General features: G+C 64.8%; 21 protein-coding genes. 5 read left to right on the top strand and 16 right to left on the bottom strand.

From position 1 onward, the window contains the following. Positions 1–2: 2 nt before the first annotated feature. From ACXJKC_RS19075 to clpS, 4 genes are all read right to left on the bottom strand, one after another. Complete coding sequence (locus ACXJKC_RS19075; RefSeq protein WP_456698331.1) at positions 3–290, bottom strand: MoaD family protein; 288 nt, start codon at positions 288–290, stop codon at positions 3–5. Beyond that, complete coding sequence (locus ACXJKC_RS19070; protein WP_456698330.1) at positions 290–757, bottom strand: Mov34/MPN/PAD-1 family protein; 468 nt, start codon at positions 755–757, stop codon at positions 290–292. Before ACXJKC_RS19070 ends, ACXJKC_RS19075 begins: the two co-directional genes overlap by 1 nt. A gap of 102 nt (positions 758–859) precedes the next feature. Beyond that, entirely contained in the window at positions 860–1,447 is a 588-nt protein-coding gene (locus ACXJKC_RS19065; protein ID WP_456698329.1) for a DUF2017 domain-containing protein, read from the bottom strand. Then, on the bottom strand, positions 1,444–1,740 hold the full coding sequence (gene clpS / locus ACXJKC_RS19060; RefSeq protein WP_456698328.1) for an ATP-dependent Clp protease adapter ClpS: 297 nt from the start codon (positions 1,738–1,740) through the stop codon (positions 1,444–1,446). The genes ACXJKC_RS19065 and clpS overlap by 4 nt, the downstream gene beginning before the upstream one ends. A gap of 59 nt (positions 1,741–1,799) precedes the next feature. On the opposite strand from clpS, the gene ACXJKC_RS19055 reads away from it, so the two are divergent. The 3 genes from ACXJKC_RS19055 (at position 1,800) to ACXJKC_RS19045 (ending at position 5,020) form a co-directional block, all read left to right on the top strand. Beyond that, entirely contained in the window at positions 1,800–3,119 is a 1,320-nt protein-coding gene (locus ACXJKC_RS19055; protein WP_456698327.1) for a nicotinate phosphoribosyltransferase, read from the top strand. Next, complete coding sequence (locus ACXJKC_RS19050) at positions 3,116–3,667, top strand: isochorismatase family protein (protein ID WP_456698326.1); 552 nt, start codon at positions 3,116–3,118, stop codon at positions 3,665–3,667. Before ACXJKC_RS19055 ends, ACXJKC_RS19050 begins: the two co-directional genes overlap by 4 nt. A gap of 63 nt (positions 3,668–3,730) precedes the next feature. After that, positions 3,731–5,020, top strand: coding sequence for a GNAT family N-acetyltransferase (locus ACXJKC_RS19045; protein ID WP_456698325.1), 1,290 nt, complete (start codon positions 3,731–3,733; stop codon positions 5,018–5,020). On the opposite strand, the gene ACXJKC_RS19040 is transcribed toward ACXJKC_RS19045, so the two are convergent. The 8 genes from ACXJKC_RS19040 to ACXJKC_RS19005 all read right to left on the bottom strand — a co-directional run bounded on the left by ACXJKC_RS19040 (position 5,021) and on the right by ACXJKC_RS19005 (position 16,168). Continuing rightward, positions 5,021–7,942 carry an esterase-like activity of phytase family protein gene (locus ACXJKC_RS19040; protein WP_456698324.1) on the bottom strand — a complete coding sequence of 974 codons (2,922 nt, stop codon included), beginning with the start codon at positions 7,940–7,942 and terminating at the stop codon, positions 5,021–5,023. It abuts the gene before it with no gap. Between the two features lie 85 nt (positions 7,943–8,027). After that, positions 8,028–9,065, bottom strand: coding sequence for an LLM class flavin-dependent oxidoreductase (locus ACXJKC_RS19035; protein ID WP_456698323.1), 1,038 nt, complete (start codon positions 9,063–9,065; stop codon positions 8,028–8,030). A gap of 58 nt (positions 9,066–9,123) precedes the next feature. Beyond that, positions 9,124–11,682, bottom strand: a complete 2,559-nt coding sequence (locus ACXJKC_RS19030; RefSeq protein WP_456698322.1) for a hypothetical protein — start codon at positions 11,680–11,682, stop codon at positions 9,124–9,126. A 60-nt stretch (positions 11,683–11,742) separates the two neighbouring features. Further along, positions 11,743–12,624 carry an oxygenase MpaB family protein gene (locus tag ACXJKC_RS19025; protein WP_456698321.1) on the bottom strand — a complete coding sequence of 294 codons (882 nt, stop codon included), beginning with the start codon at positions 12,622–12,624 and terminating at the stop codon, positions 11,743–11,745. 30 nt (positions 12,625–12,654) lie between these two features. Then, positions 12,655–13,587 (bottom strand): alpha/beta hydrolase, encoded by a 933-nt coding sequence (locus ACXJKC_RS19020; RefSeq protein ID WP_456698443.1) that lies wholly within the window; start codon positions 13,585–13,587, stop codon positions 12,655–12,657. Positions 13,588–13,605: 18 nt separating this feature from the next. Next, positions 13,606–15,306, bottom strand: coding sequence for a DEAD/DEAH box helicase (locus ACXJKC_RS19015; RefSeq protein ID WP_456698320.1), 1,701 nt, complete (start codon positions 15,304–15,306; stop codon positions 13,606–13,608). Continuing rightward, complete coding sequence (locus ACXJKC_RS19010; RefSeq protein ID WP_456698319.1) at positions 15,296–15,565, bottom strand: DUF3039 domain-containing protein; 270 nt, start codon at positions 15,563–15,565, stop codon at positions 15,296–15,298. Before ACXJKC_RS19010 ends, ACXJKC_RS19015 begins: the two co-directional genes overlap by 11 nt. Positions 15,566–15,619: 54 nt before the next feature. Next, positions 15,620–16,168 carry a YqgE/AlgH family protein gene (locus ACXJKC_RS19005; RefSeq protein ID WP_456698318.1) on the bottom strand — a complete coding sequence of 183 codons (549 nt, stop codon included), beginning with the start codon at positions 16,166–16,168 and terminating at the stop codon, positions 15,620–15,622. 61 nt (positions 16,169–16,229) lie between these two features. Here ACXJKC_RS19005 and ACXJKC_RS19000 point away from each other — a divergent pair, with 61 nt between their 5' ends. Beyond that, positions 16,230–16,982: a MerR family transcriptional regulator gene (locus tag ACXJKC_RS19000; RefSeq protein ID WP_456698317.1), complete on the top strand. Its 753-nt coding sequence runs from the start codon at positions 16,230–16,232 to the stop codon at positions 16,980–16,982. A 72-nt stretch (positions 16,983–17,054) separates the two neighbouring features. On the opposite strand, the gene ACXJKC_RS18995 is transcribed toward ACXJKC_RS19000, so the two are convergent. After that, entirely contained in the window at positions 17,055–17,570 is a 516-nt protein-coding gene (locus ACXJKC_RS18995; protein ID WP_456698316.1) for a hypothetical protein, read from the bottom strand. Positions 17,571–17,710: 140 nt separating this feature from the next. Here ACXJKC_RS18995 and ACXJKC_RS18990 point away from each other — a divergent pair, with 140 nt between their 5' ends. Further along, positions 17,711–18,373, top strand: a complete 663-nt coding sequence (locus tag ACXJKC_RS18990) for a TetR/AcrR family transcriptional regulator (protein ID WP_456698315.1) — start codon at positions 17,711–17,713, stop codon at positions 18,371–18,373. A gap of 7 nt (positions 18,374–18,380) precedes the next feature. Here the strand turns inward: ACXJKC_RS18990 and ACXJKC_RS18985 are convergent, their stop codons facing one another. Genes ACXJKC_RS18985 through ACXJKC_RS18975 form a run of 3 tightly spaced genes read right to left on the bottom strand, consistent with a single transcriptional unit; the run spans position 18,381 to position 20,884 of the window. Then, a complete protein-coding gene (locus tag ACXJKC_RS18985) occupies positions 18,381–19,424 on the bottom strand; it encodes a DUF3048 domain-containing protein (RefSeq protein ID WP_456698314.1) in 1,044 nt (347 codons plus the stop codon). A 59-nt stretch (positions 19,425–19,483) separates the two neighbouring features. Beyond that, the gene (locus tag ACXJKC_RS18980; protein ID WP_456698313.1) at positions 19,484–19,855 is read right to left on the bottom strand and encodes a sunset domain-containing protein; all 372 of its coding nucleotides are present in this window, start codon (positions 19,853–19,855) and stop codon (positions 19,484–19,486) included. 3 nt (positions 19,856–19,858) lie between these two features. Then, positions 19,859–20,884, bottom strand: a complete 1,026-nt coding sequence (locus ACXJKC_RS18975) for an OmpA family protein (RefSeq protein WP_456698312.1) — start codon at positions 20,882–20,884, stop codon at positions 19,859–19,861. Positions 20,885–20,928 lie beyond the last annotated feature (44 nt).

Raw genomic sequence — 20,928 nt, 5'->3', positions numbered from 1 at the left:
GATCAGGAGATCTCAGTGGCGCCGCCGGCCACGGCCGGCAAGATGACCACGGTGTCGCCGTCGGCGACCGGGGTGGCCAGGCCACCGGTGAAACGGATGTCCTCGTCGTTGACGTAGATGTTGACGAAACGGCGCGCCTCACCGTTCTCGAGCAAACGCTCCTTGATGCCGGCGTGATCAGCTTCGAGCTTGTCGATCAGCTCGGTGACCGTTGCGCCCGCGCCTTCGACGGCACGCTCGCCGCCGGTGTAGGGACGCAGGATCGTGGGGATGCGGACCTCGATGGCCATCAGTGTTCTGCCTTCTGTTGGGTGGTGCCTTCGTCTGTAGCTGTATAACTCGCAACGACGCGAACTTCTTCCTCGGTGACCTCGCCATCGACGATGCGGTACGAGTTGAAGTCGACCGGACCGGTCTCGTGAGCACCGTCTCGGGTCGAGACCAGAACGTAATGGGCGCCCGGTTCGCTGGCGAGATTGATGTCGGTGCGAGACGGATAAGCCTCGGTAGCCGTGTGCGAGTGGTAGATCACGACGGGTTCTTCGTCGTTGTCGTCCATCTCACGGTAGAGCTTGAGCAGGTCACCGGAGTCGAACTCATAGAACGTCGGCGACATCGCCGCATTCAGCATCGGGATGAATCGGGCCGGGACGTCCGAGCCTATTGGGCCGGCGACGACACCGCAGGCCTCGTCGGGGTGGTCTCGGCGGGCGTGCGCGATGATCGCGTCGTACGTCGCCTGGTCGATGGTCAGCACCCACCGAGTTTATCGGGGCGAGATCACCAGCCGGGAAACGGACCCAAACCATGAGACGCCTCGGTGGTTTCCCACGACGCCTAGGCTGCGCGGACGTGAAGATCAGTCCAGGGCAGCGACCAACGTCTCCTGGACGTATCCGAGCCAGTCGTAGATATCGGACATCGCCGCCGTCGCCTCGTCCTCGGACTCGGCGACCAGCAGGGTGTCCTCCTCGGTCTCGATTCCGAGACGGACTGCCAGCGACAGACGTATGTCGGTCAGCGCCCGCAACCACGACTGGATCTCTGCATCGTCGAGCTCGACCTCGATCCGTTCGCCGTTGTCGTGCTCGGGCAGGACGCCGAAGTCGAGCCCGCCGTCGACGAGCGAGCCGATCAGCACCTCCGCGTTGTGCACCTTGACCGAGGTCAGCGTCTGTTCCGTGAACCGCCGGAACTCACCGGAGTCTTCAGCGCTGTCACGGTAGGCATCGGGCAGCAGGCGTTGCAGCACCGGATCCTCCGGCGGCAGCGAGGAGCCGCCCATGCCGAGCTGGACCGCCAGCGGATCGGCATCTGACTCAGGACGCCCGTTGCGGTCGCGCAGCAACTCGACCACCTGGCTGGCCAGGCTTGCGAGCAAGTGCGCCTCCCCCAGCTCGAACGTCGCGGTGACGCTACCGCGCCGCCTACGCTTAAAAGGCTTCAAGCGTCCTGCCTTTCAAGAGTGGCCCACAAGCCGTACTCGTGCATCGCCTGCACATGCCGCTCCATCTGTTCGCGGCTGCCGCTGGAGACAACCGCCTTACCGTCGTGGTGCACCTTCAACATGAGTTCATGGGCCTTCTCGTCGGTGTAACCGAAGTAGTTGCGCAGCACGTAGGCGACATAGGACATCAGGTTGACCGGATCGTTCCAGACGATCGTGACCCAGGGATCCTCGAGCTCGACGTGGTCGTCGACCTCGGGTTTGACGATCTCGATGGCGCTCGGCGTGGTCACTGGTCCATTGTGTCGCAGAGTTCCCACGAGACGAAACAGGTCGTGACTAGTCTGAAGGAGTGACCGCACCTTCGCGTACCGCGCCGCCCAGCACCGCGTTACTGACAGATCGCTACGAGCTCACGATGCTTCAGGCGACGCTGCGTGACGGGACGGCCGAACGGAGATCGGTCTTCGAACTGTTCGCACGACGGCTGTCCGGCGGCCGCCGATACGGTGTCGTCGCGGGCATCGGCCGGGCGCTCGACGCGCTGGCCGGCTTCCGATTCGGCGAGGCCGAATTGAACTGGCTCCGCGAGGCCGAGGTCGTCGATGACGACACCCTGACCTGGCTCGCCGACTACCGGTTCTCCGGCAATATCTGGGGCTACCCCGACGGCGAGGTCTACTTCCCTCAGTCGCCCGTCATGATCGTGGAGGGGACGTTCGCCGAAGGGGTGATTCTCGAGACCGTCCTCCTGTCGGTGCTCAACCACGATTCGGCGATCGCGACCGCGGCGTCGCGGATGATCACCGCGGCCGGCGATCGTCCGTGTATCGAGATGGGATCACGACGGACACACGAGACCTCAGCCGTCGCAGCTGCCCGCGCTGCCTATATCGCCGGATTCGCCGCCACGTCCAACCTCGAAGCCGGCCGGAGGTACGGTATTCCGACCACCGGCACCAGCGCCCACTCGTTCACCTTGTTGCACGACACCGAACGCGAGGCGTTCGAAGCGCAGATCCGCGCCCTCGGACCGGGCACGACGCTGCTCGTCGACACCTATGACATTCCCGAGGCGATCCGCACGGCCGTCGAGTTGGCCGGCAACGATCTCGGCGGCGTTCGACTCGACTCCGGTGATCTGGTGTCGCTCGCAGTGGCGGTACGCAAACAACTCGACGATCTCGGTGCGACCACAACGCGCATCACTGTCACGAGCGACCTGGACGAGCACTCGATCGCCGCCCTTGCGGTGGCTCCCGTGGACGGATATGGCGTCGGAACCTCACTGGTGACCGGTTCAGGTGTGCCCACCAGCGGCTTCGTCTACAAGCTCGTCTCACGCACCGACGACGACGGGGTCATGGTGCCGGTCGCCAAGAAGAGTGTGGACAAGATCTCGGTCGGCGGTCGCAAATACGCGATGCGTCGCCGCAGCCCCGCAGGTCGAGCCCAGGCCGAGGTCATCGGCATCGGCGCTGCGCCCGTCGACGACGGCGATGACCGGCCGTTGTTGGTCGAGCTGGTGCGCGACGGCGAACGTGTCCACCACGACACACTCGGAGAGGCTCGCGCGCGACTGCAGTCAGCCCTGGCCGAGCTCCCGGTCTCAGCTCGCCGGCTGTCCAAGAGCGATCCGGTTCTGCCCACGATCTTCGAGGAGCCCGCATGAGTACCGCATTGATCGTGGTCGACGTCCAGAACGACTTCTGTGAAGGCGGCTCGCTTGCCGTTTCAGGCGGCGCGCAGGTCGCCCGCGACGTGGCCGGTCTGATCGCATCGGGCAGCTATCAGACCGTCGTGGCAACCCGCGATCATCACATCGATCCGGGCAGCCATTTCTCCGACGCCCCCGACTTCATCGACTCCTGGCCACGCCACTGCGTCGTGGGCACGGCAGGCGAGCAGTTGCACGCGCCACTGGAACCAACGATGTTCGCCGAGACGTTCTTCAAGGGCGAGTACGCGGCGGCCTACTCCGGGTTCGAAGGCTCGTCGGCCGAAGGCGTCCCCCTCGGCGACTGGCTCCGGGCAGCCGGCGTCGAGACCGTGGACGTGTGCGGGATCGCCACCGATCACTGCGTCCGCGCGACGGCCCTGGATGCTGCCGCCCAAGGTTTCGAGGTCCGCGTGCTGGAAGGTCTCACCGCTGCGGTCTCCGCCGAGAACCTGCCTGCCGTCCACAACGAGTGGGCCGCTGCGGGGATTTCCACAGCCTGAGTTCTTTCTCCTCCAGGCACGATCGACTGACCACCTGTCTGCACCCCGTACTAAGTTGGACAGGTGATTGCACCAAATCTGCCCATCGACGAAATCTCCCGTGCTCGACTAGCCGCCGACGGTCTTCGGCTCGCTCTGATCGACGCGCAGGACGCGGCTGGCTACGAGACGTGGTTCCGCGCCGAGAGCCGTGGCTTCCACGGCGCTGAGCCGACTGCCGAACTCATCGCCTGGCGCAGCGCCTTCCCCCGCACTGCCGACCGGGTCACCGGAGTCTGGGACGACACAATCGTCAATCCGGCATCCCCCGTGGCCACAACGGTCTGTTGGCCCGCAGACCTGACGGTCCCGGGCCATCGCAGTGTGCCGGCCTGGGCCGTCAGCGGGGTCACCGTCGCACCGACCCATCGGCGCCGCGGAATCGCACGGGCGCTCATGGAAGCCGAACTCCGAACCGCCGCTGCCCTCGACCTCCCCGTGGCAATGCTGACGGTCTCCGAATCGACCCTCTATGCCCGCTATGGCTACGCCCTTGCAGCACTGGGCCGCGACGTGACCGTGCTGACCAAACGGGTTCGTTGGACCGGACCCACGCCCACAGGTCGTGTCCATTTCCTGACCGCCGAACAGCTCCGCGACACCGGACACCCGATCGTCGAACGGGTCAGGCTCCAGACTCCTGGGCAGATCTCGTACGAAGGCGGGCTCTGGGACCGCCAACTCGGCTTCTCGCCGAGCGACGAGAACGCCAAGAATCTGCGCTTCATCCGCTACGACGACGCGGACGGCGCGCCGCAGGGATTCGCGATCTACCGGCTGGTCGAGAAAGCTCAGGACTTCACCGAGCACGAGCTGGTCCTGGAGACGCTCGTCGCCGCGACGACCGACGCGTACGCGGGCCTTTGGCGTTTCCTGATCGACATGGATCTCGTCGCCAAGATCTCCGCCCATCTGCGACCTGTCGACGAACCACTGCGCTGGATGATGGACGATTTCCGAGCTGTGCGGGTCTCGGAGTTCGATCACCTGTGGGTCCGCATCCTCGACGTCGCCGCTGCTCTAGGTGCCCGCACCTATGCGCGAGCAGATCGCCTCGTCATCACGGTCGCCGATCCGTTGGGATTCGCTGACGGGACGTGGGCCATCGACATCGCCGAATCGGGTGAAGCCACCCTGACAGTCACCGACGAGCCGGCTGACGCGACGATGACGGTCAACGCGCTGGGCTCGCTCTACCTCGGCGGGGTCCCAGCGCGTCAGTTGATCGCAACCGGCAGCCTGTCCGGAGATGCCGAACGGCTCGACGGGCTGTTCCGCTCCCCCGTCGAGCCGTACCTCAGCATCTGGTTCTGATTACCGCTTGACCCGGATCCGGACCGCATCCGACTTCGACGCCTTCGCAGTGGCCGAACCGGTGTAGTAGGCCCGGATGCTCCGGATTCCGGTCGAGCGCAGCTTGAACGAGATCGACCGCTTCGCCCCACTGACCCTGACGGTCTTCAGCACTTTTGCACCGTCCCTGATCTGCACCGTGCCGCTGGGCACGAACCCTTCACCCGCGACCGTGACCTTCGCGGTGCGCGTCGCGCCTCTCTTGACCGGCTTGGTTCCCAGCGACAGCGTCGTCCGTGTCGCGCCCTTCTCGACCCTCAGCGTGACCGCAGGACTGACGCTGCCGGCAGTCCGGGCATCGCCGGAGTAGGAAGCAATGAGACGGCGAGAGCCGATCTTGAGCGCTGACAAGGTCACCCGCGACTTACCGTTCTCGACTGTTCCCCTGCCAAGCACCGTGCTGCCGTCCTTGACGGTGACTGTCCCTGCCGGTGAGATTCCCGCTGCGCCGGTGACAGTCACCGTCACAGTCGGCTTCTCGCCGAAACTGGCCTTCGCGGCCGGAAGCGTCAGGCTGGTGGTGCTCGCAAGGTCGTCGGCGAACACGTCCATGGCCTTGCCCAGTCGCAAGAACGCCGTCTCACCGGTCGAATCCTTCAGTCCGTCATTGTCGGTGACGCCGTACAGCGAACCGTCGGCGGCGATCGTGAATCCTTCGAGCTTCTCCTGGGTCCATCCTTCCGTCGCCCTGAGCGCGGGCAGGACGTCGATCGCCAGCTTCTTGTCCAACACCGGCAGATCCGCGCCGACCGGATCGGTCTCCGGGATGTCGAAGGTGTAGATCCGCTTGTGACGGGCGTTGGGTCCGTTGAGCTTGTCACGCTCGATGACCGCGAACGTGTCGTTGTCGACTGCCGTGATCTCCGACAGACCCACCCAGTCGGCGCCATCACGCTTCGGACTGTTCATCTCGTAGCCGTACCAGTGCCAGGAACCGTCCGCGACGTCATAGCGGCCGATGCGGGCGATGTTGTCACCGTCGAGCGTCTCGCTCTGATCGCTGACGTCGGTCCAGAGCTGGCGCTGGATGACAGTCCACACATGCTCGCCATCGGCATCCGTCGTCGCCGTGACTCCCTCAAGACCCCAGTTCTTGATGTGATCGCTGATCTCCTGCGGCAAGGAGACCGTCTGCTGGATCGCGCCTGCGGCATCCGTGCGATAGATCTTGTTGGCAGCACCTGTCGCACCTTCGGACGCCAGCCAGAAGCCGCCCTGCGGGCGCGCGAACAGGCCCTCGATGTCGAGATTGACCGGGGCTCCGTTCTCGGTGACGGTCATTGCCGAGGCGATGTGCGCCGGAGCCTTGGAGACGTCGACGGAATAGATCTGCGCGGGTTTCAGCACAGTGTCGGCCGCGGTGTAGATCGTGTTGCCGTCTCCGGGCTTCGCACTCAGCGCACCGAGGGCGCTCCAGCCGATCGGAACCCCGTTGACGTCATCGGCCACGATCGACGGGAATGTCGGCGCATCGTCGCCCAGCTCGTACAGGCTCACGCTCGCCCGGACGTTGACCGACGCATCATCGGTCTCGCTCGACACCGCGAGCAGGTTGCGGCCGGGAATCGGCAGGATCCCCTCAGGCCCGTTGGTCGCGGGCAGCATCTGCTTGAACACGGGCGCCGCAGGATCGCTAATGTCGTAGACCGCGACGAAGTTGCTGCGCTCGGACCCGACGAACGCGTACTTGACGCCGTCGATCGTCGAGATCGTCAGCCCCTCAGGCTCAGCACCCTTCTTGGCGGCACGGTCGTCGTTGTACAGACCGTGCTTGACCGCAAGGTGTTCGAACGAGTTGCCGGCGTCCCAGGTGACGCTGCCGTCCGTCGCGTCAAAGACCGTCCAGCCACGGGAGCCGCCCTTCCAGTCACCCTCATTCGCCGTCGCGACGTGGGTGTCGTCGACCCAACCGATCGAGTCGGGTTCACGGACCACATCGGTCAGCGAATCAGTCAGCGATATCTTGCCGTCCTTCTTGGTGTCGAAGCCCGACCCCGAGACGCTCCCTGCGGAGAAGACCTTCTCGATCGCTCGAGTCGCAAGGTCGATGATGACGATGCCGTTGTTCTCCTGCAGCGTCAGGGCGAGTTTGTCGTTGCCGTTGATCGACACATACTCCGGCTCCGGATCGGTCGGCTCGGTCAGGCCCGCGTCGATCAGCGAGGGCAGCGCAGTGCCATCGGGCTTGACCAGATCGATCCGGTGCGCCTGCCAATCGGCCGGAGCACCATCGAGATCGATGATCTGGACGAATCCGGCCGGTGTCTGGGGCAGATCGCCCTTGTTCTTGCCCGCCGGCTTGAACTCTTCGTCGCGCTGATTCTCGATCGCGATGGCGGCATAGTCCTCACCACCGCTGATGTCGATCGAATCGGGCTGCCCGGCGAGGTCGATGCTGCGGATGCGCTTGGAGTCGGCCAACCGGACGATGTCGAGGCGGCCCGACGGATTCGCGAAGCTTTCAGACGTGTCGACGACAACCAGGACGTACTTTCCGACCACGGCGACCGATGTGGGCTGATCATCGACATGGCCGAGCTGAGCCAATGACAAACTGCCTGCGCCCTCGGGGGCACTGGGATCGCTGATGTCGAGGAAGCCGATGCGCTTACCGACTGCATCGGTGTAGATCAGCGTTTTGCCGTCCCGGGAGACGTCTGAGATCTCGGCAACGGTGGCCGAGGACGCCGGAACGTCCTTGGGCAGGTTCTTGTAGACCGGATACGTCGCGGTACGTCGGAACGACTGTTCGGAGTCGGCGCTGGCGCCGGTGGCCGGAATCACGACTGCGGCGAGCGCGCCGGCGGCGACTCCGACGACGGCAGGGCGCGCGATGGCACGTACCAGCAATGACAGGCGCGAAGGCGGGAGGTGATGTGACATGCCCCGACCATGTCGAGGCCACCCGACCTGACACCGACGTCACGGTGAACTCCCGGTGTCCACCGTGCCAAGAATTGGCCGCCGACTACAGCAGTTCTTTGGCCAACAACTCCAACGTCTGCTCGCGGGCCGGAGCAGTGCGGGGATCCGTGCCGCGTCGCGCGGACGCCACGGGGTTGACCATGACCTCATCGACACCGAACTGCTCGGCCAGTTCGCGCACCTGCGCCGCGGCCGATTGCGGCGTGCCTGAAACGGCCCGGCCGAAGGCAGACTCGACCATGGCCTGCGCCTGGGGAGGCAACTGTTTGGCCTGCGCATCCTCGACCAGGTCGAGAGCCGTCAGCGGCTGCCCCGTGCGCAACTTGGCCATCATGTGCAGATTCGGCAGCATCATGGCCGAGGCCTCCTCCTCCGTCTCGGCCACCACCGCGTTCACGGTCAGGAACGTCACGGGCTCGGGCGCCACATCGCTGGGCTGGAACTCCGAGCGGTAGACCGCCAGCGCCTCGGCCGTGCCCTGCCCGGAGAAGTGATGCGCGAAGACATACGGCAAGCCTTTGGCTGCAGCAAGGTGCGCCGAGTACATCGACGAGCCGAGCAACCACATCTTGGGCTCGGAGACCGCCGCGGGCGTCGCCTTGAGGATGTAGTCCTGCCTCGGGACCGCGACTCGCACGCCCTGCGCGCCCATCAGCGCGACAACATCGTCAAGGTACTGCGGGAAATTGGCGATATCGGTGTCGTCGCGCCCGGCCGCACCACGCAGCGCCATCGACGTGACGGGATCGGAACCTGGCGCCCGGCCGATGCCGAGATCGACGCGGCCCGGGGTCGCGGCTTCCAGCAGCGCGAACTGCTCGGCCACGGCCAATGGGGCGTGATTGGGCAACATGACCCCGCCCGATCCAAGCCGGATGCTCTGCGTCTGTGCACCGAGCATCGCGATGAGCACCGGCGGCGAGGTCGCTGCCACCGCGGGCATATTGTGATGCTCGGCCAGCCAATAGCGGCTGAAACCGAGCCGGTCGGCAACCTGGGCCAGCGAGACCGTGGCCGCCACGGCGTCGCTGGTCGACTGGTCGGTCCGGACAGGAACAAGATCGAGCACTGAGAGCCTCACGACTGGTCCAACGTCCAAGAGCCGCTCGATCTTCCCGCCGATCAATTCCGCCTCGGTTCTACTTGACCTTGTAGACCTTCCCGCTGGTCGTGAACGTCACCTTGCGGGTGACGGTCCTGACCTTCTTGACCTTCTTGATCTTCTTGCCCTTGCGGATCTTGACGGTCTTGGTGCCCTTGGCGCAGTACGTGAACGTCTTGCCGAGTCTGGCGTGTGGCTGACCGGCCTTCAGCAGCACGTTCTTGACCGTCGTGCCCTTTTTGAGTTTGGTGAAGACACTCGTGCTCTTGATGACTCGCCGATTGCGGCAGGCATCGTTGCTGACCCCTACCGCCCGCTCCCAGGTGCCTAGGTAAGCCTCGGCGCCGCGTGCCATGTCGTCGGCGATCGCCTGACCCCCTTGGCGACGCAGGTCCTCGATCCAGTCCGGGTACAGGCCGTAGTGCGAGACACCGTCGACGTTGATGTCGTACGTCCGCTGCCCGCTGACCTGCCGGTTGACCGTGACTCCGCCGAGGCCCTTGAACGGATACGTCACCTTGTGGGGAGCATTGGCTCCTCGCGGACTGCCCTGAGCACCCAGACCATTGATATCGGCTCCATAACCGAAGCCGAAGTAATACCGCGGATCTGCCCAATTGAGGTGCTGGCGCCACTTGGCGACGAAGCCCTTACTGTCGCCTGCATACGGCGTCACGACGCCGCCGGCTTTGTAGATGCGCGGGTAGGCATCAGGCGTCGACCACGAATGGCTCGACACGACGCCGGGATACTTGAGCCGCTCGGTCAGGTCCAGCGAGGCCTTACGGGCCTTGACGCTCATGTGATCGGGATCGAACAGCATCTTGCGCTTGGCCATCTGCGCGATCGTGTAGTCACCCAAATTGCTCAGACCCAATGCATTGCAATGCGGGCCCGAGGCATACAGCGGCAGTTTGATCGGCAAGTAGAGCCCGGCGATCGCGCCGAACAGTGCGTCCTGTTCGGGCACGATACGCGGAAGCGTGATCTGTTCGCGATCGCTGACCTGGGGATCGCTGCCTGCCGGACATTTGCGCATGTCCCAGAACGAGCCCGTCTCCAAGAAATTGGCCGCATTGATCAACGGCGCCGCTCCGCCCGTGTCGCCGGCCACACCGGCCAGCGCATTGTCGAACTTGTTGACGAGCTCCATCTGTCGGACGCCGAGCGCATGCACCTCGTCGAGTTGTGTGGAGATCGAGGCCGTCGTGCACGTCGGATTGCCGAGCTTGGTGGAGCAACCGAACACGGCACTCGTCTCGATACCCATGACGACTGCCAGCTTGCCGGAGTTGATGACCTGTCTGGCCTGGAACGGATCAGTCACGATGCGATACCAGCCCTTTCCGGGCCCGCCGTTCTGCGCGTCGATATAGCGCTCGAGTTTGCGCATGTCCTGCGCCTGGAGACGAATCGACGCCATGTCATCGCACGAGTTGCGTTTGATCGGATAGATATTGCACAACTGGTTGTTCTCGACCAGCAAGTTGACGAAGAGTCGCTGACCGCCGCGCCACGAACGCTCGAGCCATTTGTAGTACGTGCCTTCATGCGTCAATGAGTCGGGAGCCGGCCAGTCCTTGAACGTCGGCCAACCGACCGGATCGTGCGGTGTGATCGGGCTGCCGCCTTTCAGGAAGTTCTCGATCACCGCACCATTGCCACCCGTCACGGCGTGGTCGACACAATCCTTCAGTGCAAACGCCACGCCGTACCGATGCCACGGCCGACCGCAGTGCACGTCGCCACCCAGGAACTCGAACGCCATACCGTGCGTGTGTGCGTCGAGGTAGCCGCGAACCTCCTGGAATGCGCTGGATCCGATGAAGGGCCGACCGCTCACCCCGACCTCGATCTCGGGCCATGTCGCGCAACCGGTGACCTGGCGTAACACGAACCCGCTCGCAGCGCCTGCGCCCAGGCCGCCGGCTGAGTCGGCCCCGAGGGCGGTCTTGACACCGGGCAGTGCGAACGTGAACGTCGCTCCCTGCTTCGTCACGGTCCAGTCGGTACGTTCGCTCGGATTGGGCAAGGCGCCCACCGCGCCCAGTACCGTCACTCCGAGAAAGTGCTTGGCCTTGCTGTAGAGCAGATAGGAACCCAGATCTGTGGCCTGGAAGTGGAACGGTTCGGCGGTCGCCGAACTCGCCGCGGTCGCACGATAGGTGCTCCCGGTCTGAGCTACCCACTTTCCGGTGTTGGTCGCCTGCAGGGCGTAACACCCACCGGCCATCGCGTAACGGTCCTGCGGAGTCGCGAGGCGCGGAGCCGGCGCTGGCGACCGGAGCAGCTTGGGATCCGGCTCGGCCCGTTGGGCAGCCACGCTCGACCGGCTGCTCAGCGCCTGGACCGCTGTTGTCGGATCCGCGGTCTCCTTGCTCTGAGAGGCCCGCGACACCGAGTTCTTGCTGGCCGGATCGTTGTGGCTGTGCGGCTTCGACTCGTCGATGACATCGGAGCCGGCGGAGACCTTCGCCTGGTCCGAACCGTGGAAACGCTGCACCCACGACGCATATGCCGGAAAACTTGCCATCGTCAATGCGATCGTGGTGACCGCGACGATGATCGGACGACTATGCCGGTGACTGCGCTGCACAGATGCCTCCCCTGAGAAGTTACTCAAGAGTCACAACGAGACCCACATCACAAAGTCACGTCAGCGCGCAGCGGAAATCTCCTGATCCGTCGGCATCGTCGCAGGGAACGTGCCGAGCTTGTCGATCATGAAGCCGCCCGGATATGAACGGATCCGATGCGTGTCACGGATGTACGAAGGCTTGCGGCGGGGCGGGAAGAACCGGACGATCCGCCCACGGGCCACGAGTGAGCCGTGTGCCAGAGACTTGAGCAGCCGCGACGGTTCGGGATACCTGAACGTCGCACGCAAGTGATCGTCGAGCAGCGCGATACTGAACCGCCTCATGATCGGGCGTAGCGGCCGCGGATAGAACGAGACGAATAGTTCGAGGGTCGAGTCGGCCACGGCCCGCGACTTGGGGTCGAATGCGAAGGTCTCGCGCTCATAGGCGTCGAGCAGGTCCGAGAAGCCCTGGAAATCGGCCGGCACATCTTTGATGCCCATGAGTTTTCCGAGCCGCTGGTAGTAACGGACGGCGGCGATCTCCTCCGCCTGGCTGGGCCGCCGCCAACCGTAGCGGTCGATCCAACGCGCCGGCGTCACGACGAATGTCGCGAGCACGTAGCGCATGTCCTCATTGGAGATGTCGTAGCTACCGTGCATCTGGTTCATCCGACGCACTCCCGCGCGTCCGTCAGTCGATTCCAGCCCCTTTTCGGCGATCTTCTCCAGCAGCAACGCGGTATCGTCATGACGCTTTTGCACCGCGGCGGTGAACTCGCCGGTGTCGAACAGCAATCGCCCTATCGACGGAACGGCGTAGGTGCGGAACAGCGCGAAGCTCAACGCCTGCTGGGAGTCCCACGGGAATTCGTACATACCGGCGATGCGAGCGATCTGCTCATAGTCGGTCTCCGGGTCGAGCCGGGCGATCTCCTGCTGCCAGTGATTGCGCTTCATGCACGGGAGACTACCGTGACAGTGCCACTGTCACAATGTTTCGCGCAGGAAGCCGACGATATCGTCGAGTGCTGGTTTCGCCGCTGGGACGACGCCCGGCAAGCTCATGAAGCCATGAATCGCCCCGGGATACTCCGCGTACCGCACCGGCACACCGGCCTCGCTCAGCACATCGCGATATCGCGCTCCGTTGTCAAGCAGCGGATCGGACTCTGCCGTAATGATGAACGCCTTGGGCAAGTCGGCGTGGGACTCGGCCCGGATCGGCGAAGCGCGGAAATCCTCGGTTCCGTATTGATCGCCCAGGTACAACCGGACGAACGCGCGCATATTCGCTGAGGTCAGCACGGGCGCATCGGCGTGACGGTCCTCCGACGGCCACCTGTCGTACATCTCGACGCCGGGATAGATCAGCACCTGCGCGCGGATCTGCGGCTCCCCGGCGTCGCGGGCCATCAGCGCGATGACTGCGGCAAGATTTCCGCCTGCACTGTCACCCATCACGGCAAGGCGTTCCGGGTTGATCCCGAGCTCGTCGGCGCGTTCGACAATCCATCCCAGCGCACCCCAGGCGTCGTCCACCCCGGCCGGAAAGACATCCTCCGGGGCCAGCCGGTACGCCGGCGCGATCACGACCGCACGATTGCGCACCGCGACCCGACTGGAGAGCCACGCCGATTGCTCGGGATTGCCCTGGACCCATCCCCCGCCGTGGAAGTTGATGACACATGGCAAAGGGCCGACCGCGCCCTTGGGCCGGTACACCAAGGCTCGCTGCCCGGTGCCGAGGGTTATCTCCTCGACGGTCGACTCCCGGTCGATCCGGCCGAAGACGAACTTGCCGGCCGCCTTGGCTTGCAGCTCAAGTCGCTCAGCCCGGAACTTCGCGAAGTCACCGGCTTCCTCGACTGGCGTGGAGACGCGTTTCAAGATCGCGGCGAAGATCCGGGTTCGCACGGGCATGTTGTTCACGCGCTGAGCTTAGCCAGAAGCCTTGAGCGCCCAGGTACGGATCGCATCGATACGCGCCTGCAGTTGCGCCGTCGAGGCCTGCGCAGCCGGCGGTCCGCCACACTGTGCCCGCAGACGATTGTGGGTGACGCCATGTGGAGCCCCGGTGCGGTGGTGCCAGGCAGCAACCAGTCCCTGCAGCTCACGTCGCAACTCGCTGCGACGTTCGAAAGCCACATCGGCCTCCGGTTCGACCGTGGCGGTGGCAGCCTTGTCCTTGGCCTTCTTGGCACGAGATGTGCGCAGCAACTCGGCTACCTGATCGGGTTCGAGCAGACCGGGAATTCCGAGGAAGTCCAGTTCTCCTTCGTCATCGGACAAACTGTCGTAGCCGAACTCTCCCCCGTCATAGACGACACGATCGAATGAGGCATCGCTCGCGAGCGCACGGTACTGGCCCAGCAGATCGTCCGAGGCACCCTCTTCGGCCTGGGCCTGGGCCAGCATGTCGGCCTCAGCGGCAAACAGATCGGCCTCGTCCTTGACCGGTCTGCCCACGACGTGATCTCGCTGCACCTCGAGGTCGGCAGCCAACGACAGTAGCCGCGGCACGCTCGGGACGAAGATCGAAGCCGTCTCCCCCTTGCGGCGAGCACGGACGAAACGACCGACCGCCTGCGCGAAGTACAGCGGCGTCGACGTCGTCGTGGCGTACACGCCGACCGACAGTCGGGGGATGTCGACACCTTCACTCACCATGCGGACCGCAACCATCCACGGCGACTTCGACGCCGCGAATTCAGCGATCTTCTGGCTGCTTCCGGCCTCGTCGGACAATACGACCGTCGGCGTGCAGTCGGTGAGATCGGCCAGCAGCCCGGCGTACGCTCTCGCGGTGGTCTGATCGCTCGCGATGACCAGTCCTCCGGCGTCGGGAACATCGCGACGCACTTCCATCAACCGAGTGTGAGCGGCTGCCAGCACTTCGGGCATCCACGAGCCGTTGGGGTCGAGCGCGGTACGAAGCGCCTGTGCCGTGGCGGCCCGGTCGAGCGGTTCGCCCAGCCGAGCGGCCACCTCGTCGCCGGCGCGCGTACGCCAGTGCATCCGCCCCGAATAGGCCATGAACAGCACCGGGCGGACGACGCCGTCCTTGAGGGCGTGACCGTAGCCGTACGAATAGTCCGCGACGCTGGTCTTGCTGCCGTCGCTGGCCGGAGCGTAGGTCACGAAGGGGATCGGATTGTCATCTGAGCGGAACGGAGTGCCGGTCAGCGCGAGGCGACGTACGGCCGGCTCGCAGGCCTCTTGCACCCCATCGCCCCAGGTCAGCGCATCGCCGGCGTGGTGGACCTCGTCGAGGATCACGAGCGTCGAACGGTGCTCGATCCGGGCCCGATAGGCATTGGGGTTGACCGCGATACCGGCGTACGTCACGGCGAAACCCTGGAATCCGGTCCCGAGGACGCCCTGGCTCGCCAGGGCCGGATCGACCGAGATACCCATGCGGGCCGCCGCCATGGCCCACTGAGTCTTGAGGTGATCGGTCGGCGCGACGATCGCGATGCGCTCGACGATCCCGCGAGACAGCAGGTCGGCGGCAATCGTCAGGGCAAAGGTCGTCTTGCCGGCACCGGGCGTGGCGACAGTGAGAAAATCGCGCGGTTGTTTGCGCTGATAGAGCTCGAATGCCTCTTGCTGCCAGACCCGGAGGTGCTGGCTACGCGTCACCGGGCTTGTCCCCGTCGTCGCCCTTGTCGAGACCTTCCCAAATGTCCTTGCACTCGGGGCAGACCGGGAAACGCTCAGGATCGCGGCTGGGAGTCCACACCTTGCCGCACAACGCGATCACCGGCGTACCCATGACCATGGCCTCGGTCAGCTGATCTTTGGGGACGTAGTGAGAGAACTTCTCGTGGTCGCCCTCCTCGATCTTCTGCTCGGTGCGCTCGTCCAGGACCGTCTGGGAACCGCGTTGAAAGAAAGCCACTCCTGAAGTCTAACGACTCCCGCTGACAACGCGAGGCCCCCCGCGCAACCAGATTCAGTTGACCGACGGGTCGTCCGGGAATGTCGTCCAATACCGGAGGTCGCCGTCTTGACGACGCAGAACTTCGCGCCACAGCGTTTCAGGTTGCGGCGACATCAAATCGCTTTCGCGGGCGTCCAGGACGAGCCAGGCGCCTTCGGCGATCTCGGCTTCGAGCTGATCCGGCGCCCACCCGGCATAACCGGCGAAAACGCGCAGTCCCGCCAGCTCACCTGTGCCAGGCAGCGGTCCGTCGAGATCGACGAGTCCGACCCGGCCGGCCATCTGCCTCCAGCCGAGCGGCGGCAGATTGTCCGAGATGACGCCCAGTGCCAGTGCCGAGTCCATCGCTACGGGCCCGCCGTCGAACAGGCAATCCGGCGCGTTGACCAATGCGGCCCAGTCCGGCAGGACGTCGTCGACATCTGATTCCAACGGACGGTTCACGATGACGCCGAGCGCGCCGTCGGCGTCATGGTCGAGCAGAAACACGACGCTGCGCAGGAACGGACCCGACTCGATGGCCGGGGTCGCCACCAATAATCTGCCGCGCAGCGTGTCCATAGCTCCATGATGCCCCTCGGGCGCACACCGCGTGGGGATTGGCTGCCCTTATGCTTCCTGCATGGCCGAGGACGCGACATCCGGTGAGGAGTTCACCGTCGACGAGCTGGCGTCCCGCGCCCAGATGACAGTACGTAATGTGCGCGCATACGCGAGCCGCGGTCTGATCGACGCGCCGCGTTTGGCCGGCCGCACGGGCTACTACAACCGCGAGCATCTGCAACGACTCCAGCTGATTCGGCAACTGCTGGAACGCGGATTCACCCTCGGGGCGGTGGAGAAGGCCATCCTCAACGCCCCGCACAACACGGCCGGACACACGCTCGATCTCATGACGATTCTCGATCAGGACGAAGTCGGCGAGGCGGAGATCATGACCCGCGAACACCTCGCGGCGCTGGCCGGAGTCGAACGCGATGACGCCCTCATCGAGGCAATGGTCGGTCTCGGCCTGGTGGAGAAGCTCGACGGTTCCCGCCTCCGGCTACTCGAACCGGCTGTCGTGAGAGCGGGCGTTTCGGCGGTCAAGCTCGGCCTGGCCCCCGAGACCGTCATCACGGTGTTTCCGATACTGCAGTCGCATCTACGCACTATCGCCGACACCTTCGTCCGCGAGGTTGTCAGCGAACTGATCCAGCCGTTCATCGACGCCGGACTGCCCGAGGATCAGTGGCAGGGCATCATCGATCTGGTCGACGGACTCATGCCGATCGCGAGCCAGGTCACGCTCGGCATCTTCCGCAGCGAGTTGCGCAAGTCGATCGACATCGAACTGGGCGAGCAGATCACCGGTATCGCGGCAAGAACCCCCTGAAACACACCGACCCCGCCCGACGACACGGAGGGAGGAAGCGTCGCCGAACGGGGCGATCGGTGTTGACTGCGGTCAGGCTGCGATGGCACTGCGCAAGCGAGCGACGAACCCGATCCGCGATCCTGAGTCGAGGCTACTGACCTCACGCAATGCGAGTGCTTCGCGCGCGGATTCCTGGATGCGCTGCCCTTGAGCGATCAGGTCGGGGTGGTAGGTCGGGACGCCGGCAGAGGCGGCCAGATAGGCCAGCTCCTTGGCGACGGCTTTGCGCAGAGCAGGCTCATCGCGGTGCGCATCGAGGAGCGCTCGGGCTCCGGGCAGTTCTGCCGCCGCGTTGACCCACGCCGTCACCGCGACGAGTTCGGGGCCGTGCAGTTCTTCTGCGATCAAACGGTCCAGCTGGCCGCTGAGGCGCTGGAACCACGTCATCTGGAGTTCGAACAGCAGCTCGGTCTCGTCCTTGATCGATCCACGGTCGGGATCAACCGTGTCGAGGAGTTCGGTGAGGGTCATGTCGGGCTGCCGGTCGGCAATCACGAGCAGTTCCCGAAGAGCGATCTTGCGACGGTTGTAAGCATCCCAGGTCATGGTGTGCTCCTTTCTGTGCCGTCGATTCGAGAGTTCCATACTCTCGGTACGTACTCTCAGTATGTTCGAATCCGCATGGATTGGCAAACCTCCGGTATGTGATTCCGGGCACGACGACACGGAGCCGTAGACTTGCTCCCATGCCCCATCCCGCACGCGTGACGAAGAGCGTTCTGCGCACCGCCCGCAAGACCACGAAGTCCACGCGGCGACAGGACTATTCCTCCGGCACCAAGCGCGCACTGCTCGACAGCGCGACCAAGCTCTTCGCCGATCACGGCTACGCCGGCACCTCGCTCGACGAGGTCGTCGCGGCGGCCCGGGTCACCAAGGGAGCTCTGTACCACCACTTCCCCAGCAAGCTCGCACTGTTCGAAGAGGTCTTCCTGCGAGTGCAGGATTCCACAACCGCCGACATCGAGAAGGCCATCAACGCCTCGAAAGATCCGTGGGAGCGTGCCCAGATCGGCCTGGCCAAGTTCCTCGAGGTATGCCGCGAGCCCCAGTTCCGGCGCATCTGCATGCAGGAAGGTCCTGTTGCGTTGGGGCACGAGCGCTGGCAGGAGGCGGAGAAGGCGTCTTCCTACGGCATCGTCAAACGCACCGTCGATGATCTGCTCGGCGACCTGGGCGGAGTCGACGAGCTCGGTGACGCGTTCACGGCGGTGTTCTACGGTGCGGTGAGGTCAGCGTCGGAATATGTCTCAGACGCCGAAGACCCCGATGCCGCGAGCGAAGACGTCAAGGCCACGATCGGTGCGATCCTGACCGGCTTGCGGCTGCTGCCCACCGCAGGCGACTGACCGAAGGTCAGTTCAGCGCTACGGAGCCATCGTTCTTGGGCATCAGCTCGAGGAACACCTTGCCCGGCTCGATCGTGAACGTTGAGCCGTCCGCATTCTTGAACGTCAGGCCCTCGTCGAGGCTCGGCTTGTGCCATTTGACGGTCGTGACCTGACTGCCGTGGAACACCTTGGCCTCACCACTGCCCTCGAACACCGTCTCAGGGACGGGATTGCCGGCCGGATCGGTATAGCCGGCATCTCCGACGCGACATGAGATGACGATCATCGTGTCGGCCTTGAAGTCCTTGCCCGGCTCGGCGTGACCGTTGGTACGCACCCACTTCTTGTCCTTGTACGCCCACGAGGTCGAGGTGGAGTTGGAGAACCGCACCGTTGCCGCCTTCGCCGGCTTCGAATCGACCGACGGGGTCGTTCCCGCGCTCGCGGTCGTCTCGGGCTCAGGCTTCTTCGCCGACTCGGGGGTCGTCCATGGCAGATAGGGACCCTTGATCTTGCCCGGTTTGGCCTTTTTGTTGACGGTCTTGAGATTGATCAGACGGTTGTAGGGGCGGTACTTCAGCGGATCGCTGCTGAATCCGGGTGAGCCGGCATCTTCGGAGAAGACCTTGATTCCGGCGTTCTCGACCTTGTTGTACGCGCCATTGGCGCCGCCGGATGCCACGATCTGCCCCTTCACCGGCCCGGCGATACCGATATCGCTGGTGCGCAGTGACCTGACGTGGCCGACCTTGCTCGGCAAATCGGAGTAGTAGAACGCCGCCAGCCGGGTCAGTCCGCCTTCGACGAGTTCCTCGATGACCAGATCTGCTTTGTTGAGACCGTATTGCGGCGCACCGCCACTGGTGTTCTCGATCTTGACCACGAACACCGGATTGTCGGGCCGTCCGTCCTTCATCGCTCTGCCCGTCAGCGGCGATCGTTCGACCAACTTGACCGGGGCGGCCTTGGACGGATCCGGCTTGTCGGGGTCGGCCGGGTCCGAGGACGATGAGCAGGCCGTCAGGAGGACAGCTGCAGCGGACGCGGCAGCGACGAGACGCAAAGACATGCGGCCCAGCATGCCGCATCGGCCAAGGACCTCCGCGCCGACCTGCCGGACCGGGACGGTCAAGAATTCTTCGGCTTGCGAAAGCCCGCTGCGACGGCCTCGTCCTCGGTGTGGAACCAGACATCGGCCTTCGTACGGGCATAGGAACCGCTGCTGGGAGTGTGATAGATCATGGAGCTCTTCTTGCCCTTGATCAGCGGAGGTTCAGGGGTCGCCGGCTCGGGTTCGGGTTCCTTGGGCGCCGGCTCGGGTTCGGGTTCGGGTGTGGGTTCTGGCTCTGGGATCGGCACTTCGGTCGCCGGGGCCGGCCCGACGACTGTCTGACGTCCTGCCCGCATCTGCAGCTCCCGCACCAGCCAGCCGAGGACGAACCCGATCACCGCCGTCACCAACAGCCAGACGACGATCTCGCCGATCGTGTAGCTCGACATGGATCAGTTCCCCTTCACGATGAAGTCGACCCGCCGGAATTGTTCGGCCTGCGGGTCATGAGCTGCCAGGGGCCCCGAGCCGTAGCTCCTGGTCGAGAGCCGGTCCGCCTCGACACCGACCGCGACGAGATAGCCCTTGACGGAAGCCACCCGCTGGTCGCTGAGCCGCTTTCCGGCCGCGTCAGGGCCCGCGTGGCCGCCGATCTCGATCTTCAGCTCGGCGTTGCGACGCAGCACCTCGGCCAGGGCATCGAGGTCGGGCGCCGCGGTGTACGTCACGACCGAGGATCCTGGTTCGAAGTGGACTGCCGAGTCGTTCAGCACCGTGGCGTCGGCCTTGCTCAGGCCACGCGCGTCGATCCTGATGTCATTGACGACCTTGACCTGCGGCAAGGCCGATGAGATGAGCCGGGAGATCTTGCGGCGTCCTGCCCTGCTCTCGATCGTGCCGCGGATCGTCAACGTCGCGGACGCATCGACTGTGAGCGCAAGATCCCTGACCCCGACGACATCGCCGAATACCGTCGGCAGCGCCTTCGTCCAGGAGGCTGAGCCGGTCTCACCGCCGACGCCGAGGTCCCCTGACACCAGTTCCTCGAAGACCAGCGCGGCACCGGCCTTGATCTCGGCCGCCGCATCGGCATCGGGCACATTGCCGCTGATCGTGATCCGCCCGGCCGCTCGCCTCAGTTCGATCGACGGGCCAGGTTCGGTGCGCGGCTCCGGCGCAGAGGTCGGGGGACGCTCGTCGGTGTCATCCTCGCTCCTTGTGAGCCGGACACCGTCGATGGCCTCGACGATCTTCTCGGCTTCCGTCAGATCGGCGTGGCTGCCGCCGCTCAACGTCGCCTCGCGCCCCTCGAAGTCGACTGTGACGCCGTCCAGGCCGGCATCGGCGAGTGCCGTCTCGGCTGTCTGCTGCAGATTGCTCGCGACGGCACCGGAACCCACCACGGCACCAGCACCCACGACCACGAGCAGAACAACCGTCACCAACACCGCCAGCCACCGGAGTCGGGCGTCCGACACGTGAATCCCCTTCGTCGTCGAGCCATGGGCGAACAGCAACAATA

It is taken from the genome of Aeromicrobium sp. P5_D10 (assembly GCF_054049535.1).
Note: the sequence above shows the minus strand (reverse complement) of the source record. Positions and strands in the feature narration are given on the sequence as shown.